The 3,845-nt window shown below is 36.5% G+C and carries 3 protein-coding genes and 1 pseudogene; 3 read left to right on the top strand and 1 reads right to left on the bottom strand.

What is annotated here, in order from left to right; translation table 11 throughout:
- Window positions 1-78 precede the first annotated feature (78 nt).
- Together WC622_RS16550 and WC622_RS16545 are read left to right on the top strand one after the other, a co-directional pair.
- Complete coding sequence (locus WC622_RS16550; protein ID WP_372820798.1) at window positions 79-1,002, top strand: dihydrodipicolinate synthase family protein; 924 nt, start codon at window positions 79-81, stop codon at window positions 1,000-1,002.
- A gap of 740 nt (window positions 1,003-1,742) precedes the next feature.
- Window positions 1,743-2,318, top strand: coding sequence for a hypothetical protein (locus WC622_RS16545; protein WP_372820797.1), 576 nt, complete (start codon window positions 1,743-1,745; stop codon window positions 2,316-2,318).
- A gap of 58 nt (window positions 2,319-2,376) precedes the next feature.
- On the opposite strand, the gene WC622_RS16540 is transcribed toward WC622_RS16545, so the two are convergent.
- Window positions 2,377-3,243 (bottom strand): AraC family transcriptional regulator, encoded by an 867-nt coding sequence (locus tag WC622_RS16540; RefSeq protein WP_372820796.1) that lies wholly within the window; start codon window positions 3,241-3,243, stop codon window positions 2,377-2,379.
- A gap of 239 nt (window positions 3,244-3,482) precedes the next feature.
- Between WC622_RS16540 and WC622_RS16535 the strand changes: the two are divergent.
- Window positions 3,483-3,845, top strand: a pseudogene (locus tag WC622_RS16535) (fucose isomerase); the annotation flags it as partial.

Genomic DNA, 3,845 nt, shown 5'->3' with positions numbered 1-3,845 from the left:
TATGATCATTGTAGTCGGCACCTTAACCATTTTCTTAACAGGAGTTTTATTAACTAAGATAAAGAGGAGGACGGGGATATGAGTAAAGGATTCATCCCGGTTATGCTCACGCCTTTTTTGAGCAACGGAAATATCGATTATAAAGCTTTAACACAGCTTACTGAAATTTATTTACAAGCTGGTGCAGCGGGTTTGTTCGCCAATTGTTTGTCGAGCGAAATGTTTGAATTAACCGCTCTAGAGCGCATTCAGGCTATTAAACATGTAATCAACGTAGTGGGCGGCGAAGTGCCTGTAATTGCAACGGGTACGTTTGGAGGTGAAATTACTAAACAGGCCGATTTTGTAAAAAGAGTGAATGAAGTGGGAGTAGAAGCGGTAATTGCCATTAGCAGTTTATTGGCGGCAGAAGAAGAAAGTGACGAGGTTTTTGAAAACAATGTCTTTGAATTATTAAGGCAGACAAATGATATTCCAATCGGATTTTACGAGTGTCCGGTACCTTATAAAAGGGTTTTGAAACCTAAACAATTGCAGCAATTTGTACAAACGGGTAGGGTTATCTATCACAAAGACACCAGTTTAGATCTTGATCAGATTAAGGATAAAATTGACTTAACAAAGCGTTATACTTTTGGCTTATATGATGCCTATATGGTACATGCAGTTGATTCACTGAAAGCAGGGTCTGCAGGTTTATCTTGTATTCAAGGTAATTATTTCCCCGAGCTAATTGTTTGGCTGTGTGATCATTACAATGATGCGAATCTCAGTACGGAAGTGTCAATTGTTCAGCAGTTTATGATTGATAATATGGACGTAATGCATAACGTTTATCCCATAGTTTCTAAGTATTTCTTGCAAAAAAGAGGTCTAAATATATCGACGTTTACCAGGAGAGAGGTAGGTATGTTTACACCGGCGGTAGTCAAAGAGGTTGAGAAATTATTTAAAGATTATACAGCACTGCTAAGTGATGTTAATATTCAGGTTTATATTTAATTTTCTTAGCTGTTTTCGATCGATATCAATTTTAACAATACTTAATGTAAGGCATTAACTCGTCCATGGTTAGCCCTAAATATTCACAGGCTTGGTATACTGTTACCTGCTGGTGTTCTCGTATCCCAAACAAATCTCGCATAAGTTGCATCGTACGTTGACACGATCGATCGCTCTTACCCGTAATCTGCTTCAGGTCTGCAGTGTAAAAAATTATTCTGTGTAACGGCGTTTTCATAGATACTCCTTTGTGCTCTCATCGAGTTGTTTTTTTAAGTAATTAATAACACTAAAATACCTAATTAAAAGGCGTTTATCAAGTGTTTTAGCACTTTTACGAATATTTCAAGGCTAGGTAAAACACCCGTTGCCATTTTGATAACGATAGGTAAAACCAATGTTATCATTTTGTTAACAAAAACTCTATTTTATTGATAAAATAACAATATCGTTTAACGGGTAAAATAAAATATTTTCCATAAACCGTCAATATTTATGCGTAAATGCTAATGAAATTATTTACAAATTAATGTAGTACCAATCAACGGTATACAAACGGCATACAAACGGTATACCAACGGTTAACCTGGTCTGGTTTTCGGCAAAAGCGACAGATTACGACAACTGTACACAAAAGCGTCAATTTGCGACAAATGCGACATTGCCTGTTTTTAATAGCTGCAATTTTACATCATGCAATGGCAATAGTGCCATGGTAAAACAATTTAATTTATAGTATTATGGCAAAGTCTGAAAACAATGAAGTGATGTTTGGAGCCCGCGGGCAAGTGGGTAATTTGGTGGTTTTTAAAAATTACTATGGTAGAACAATCATCTCTAAAGTAAAAACGAAGCGAGACAAGGAAGTGTTCAGCGAGAAGCAAGAGCTCACCAAAGAGCGTTTCAAAGAAGCAGTAATTTATGCAAAAGGCGCAGTAAAAGATGAAATCTTGTGCGATTTCTATCGACCTTTTGAAAAAGGGGGATGTAAAATTTACAACTTGGCCGTGGCCGATTTTTGTAAACCACCTGAAGTTAAAAGCATCAAATTAACGAACTATGATGGTAACATTGGCGATTATCTTACCATCAGGGTCTTAGATAATTTTAAGGTGGTAGGAGTTGCGGTAACGGTCAAGAAGCCAGATGGATCTGTGATCGAAAGTGGTCCTGCGGTATTAGCAGCAAACGAGGCTGATTGGATTTATACAGCAACCGTAGTTAACGAAGATGTTGGTGGTACAATCATTAACATCAAGGCAAGTGACACGCCTGGTAATGTAACTGAATTTGAACAGGTACTTACAATTCTTTAAAACGGAAAGCCCCTCTAGAGCTTAGAGGGGCTTTAATGCTAAGTTAGCGAAGCAGTACTTAATTCAAATACTTCCTTTTATAATCTAACGGCGTCATTCCTGTCACCTTTTTAAAATGCCTGTAAAAATTAGATACGTTGTTAAATCCGCAGTTAAAGCAGATCATCTCGGTAGGGAGCTTATTCTCTATTAAAAAACGACAAGCGTGACTCACTCTAATCTCAATGAGGAAATCGTAGTAGGTCTTTTTTGTTATTAATTTGAAATATCTGCAAAACGAAGTAATACTTAAATTGCTTAATGAAGCCACTTCTTCTAAACTAATATCTTTTTTATAATTAGTTAGTGTGTAAGTGCAGATTTTGTTAATACGTAGTGTTTCAGATTCATTCGATTGATAAAAGGTGCTTTTTGTGGTGATCGTTTCGAACTCAACCGTTTCTGCTAATGTTTTTAAGATCGTGAACAAAATAATTATCCGATCTAAATTTGTAGCGTGTACGGCGGTTTCCATTAATTTAGCGAGGGCTTCTTTTGTTTTTCCATGGATAACCATGCCGCTTTTTGCACGTTCAAATAATTTTGGAATGAGATAAGCCTCAGGTAAATTTAATAAATGCTTGCCTAAACAATCGGGTAAAAAATGAATCACCATTGCCTCGACATTTAAATCTGGATTATTCTGGAAATACTCGTCTTTACAACGCCAAGTATGAGGGAGATTTTCGCCCAATAAAACCATTTCATCCGAAGCAAAATTACTGATGTTGTCGCCTATAAAACGGACCCCTTCACCCTTGATATTATAGTGTAATTCGAGCTCAGGATGGTAGTGCCAAACTGTACCAAAATCTGGTTTAATATCGTGCCTTATACTGAACGAACTTTGGAGCGTAACTGGAACTTTATGAAAGTGTGGTTTCATCTGTGTTCATTAAAAAATCATAAAAATTTTCGTTGGCTAAAGCAACTAGTTTTGGCAAATCATAAATATAATAAGATTAAAGATAGGGTGTTTTAAGATAACATCCTATATTAATTTGATAAAAAAATAGAATAAATAGTGTTTTTGATTAGTGAGTTTTGTATATAGCCGTTAAGGCAACAACCAAAATATAAACCGACAAACTCTTTCTATATAAATTGTTTGTTCATTAATGAATTATGAAATCGGGTGTACAAGGACAAATTGTATTAGTTTCAAGTGGAGATTTAAGGCTCTCGGCAAATCAAAATTGCTGGGCTGCACAGGCCCAAATGGAAGGTCAATTATCAGCCGCAATTGAGAAGTTGGGCTGGTCTGTAAAACGTGCACATTCCTATGATTCAATTAAGAAACATGGCTTCATCGATTCGCAAAGAATGGGGATGGATATATTTCGTCATATCGATCCATCACAGCCTTTAATTGTAGCCGAAAGTGTTTGGCAATATTCACATCATGTACTTGCTGGTTTAACTACACATCGTGGTCCAATTTTAACTGTTGCTAACTGGAGCGGTCAATGGCCAGGTTTAGTAGGCATG

The organism is Pedobacter sp. (genome assembly GCF_041662865.1).
Classification (GTDB): Bacteria; Bacteroidota; Bacteroidia; order Sphingobacteriales; family Sphingobacteriaceae; genus Pedobacter.
The sequence above is the reverse complement of the archived record's forward strand: the minus strand, read 5'-3'. Positions and strand labels throughout refer to the sequence as shown.

What these genes read in the sequence shown, in the direction of transcription:
- WC622_RS16550 (WP_372820798.1), top strand. Translation starts at nt 79, where the DNA reads ATGAGTAAAGGATTCATCCCGGTTATGCTCACGCCTTTTTTGAGCAAC.
- WC622_RS16545 (WP_372820797.1), top strand. Translation starts at nt 1,743, where the DNA reads ATGGCAAAGTCTGAAAACAATGAAGTGATGTTTGGAGCCCGCGGGCAA.
- WC622_RS16540 (WP_372820796.1), bottom strand. Translation starts at nt 3,243, where the DNA reads ATGAAACCACACTTTCATAAAGTTCCAGTTACGCTCCAAAGTTCGTTC.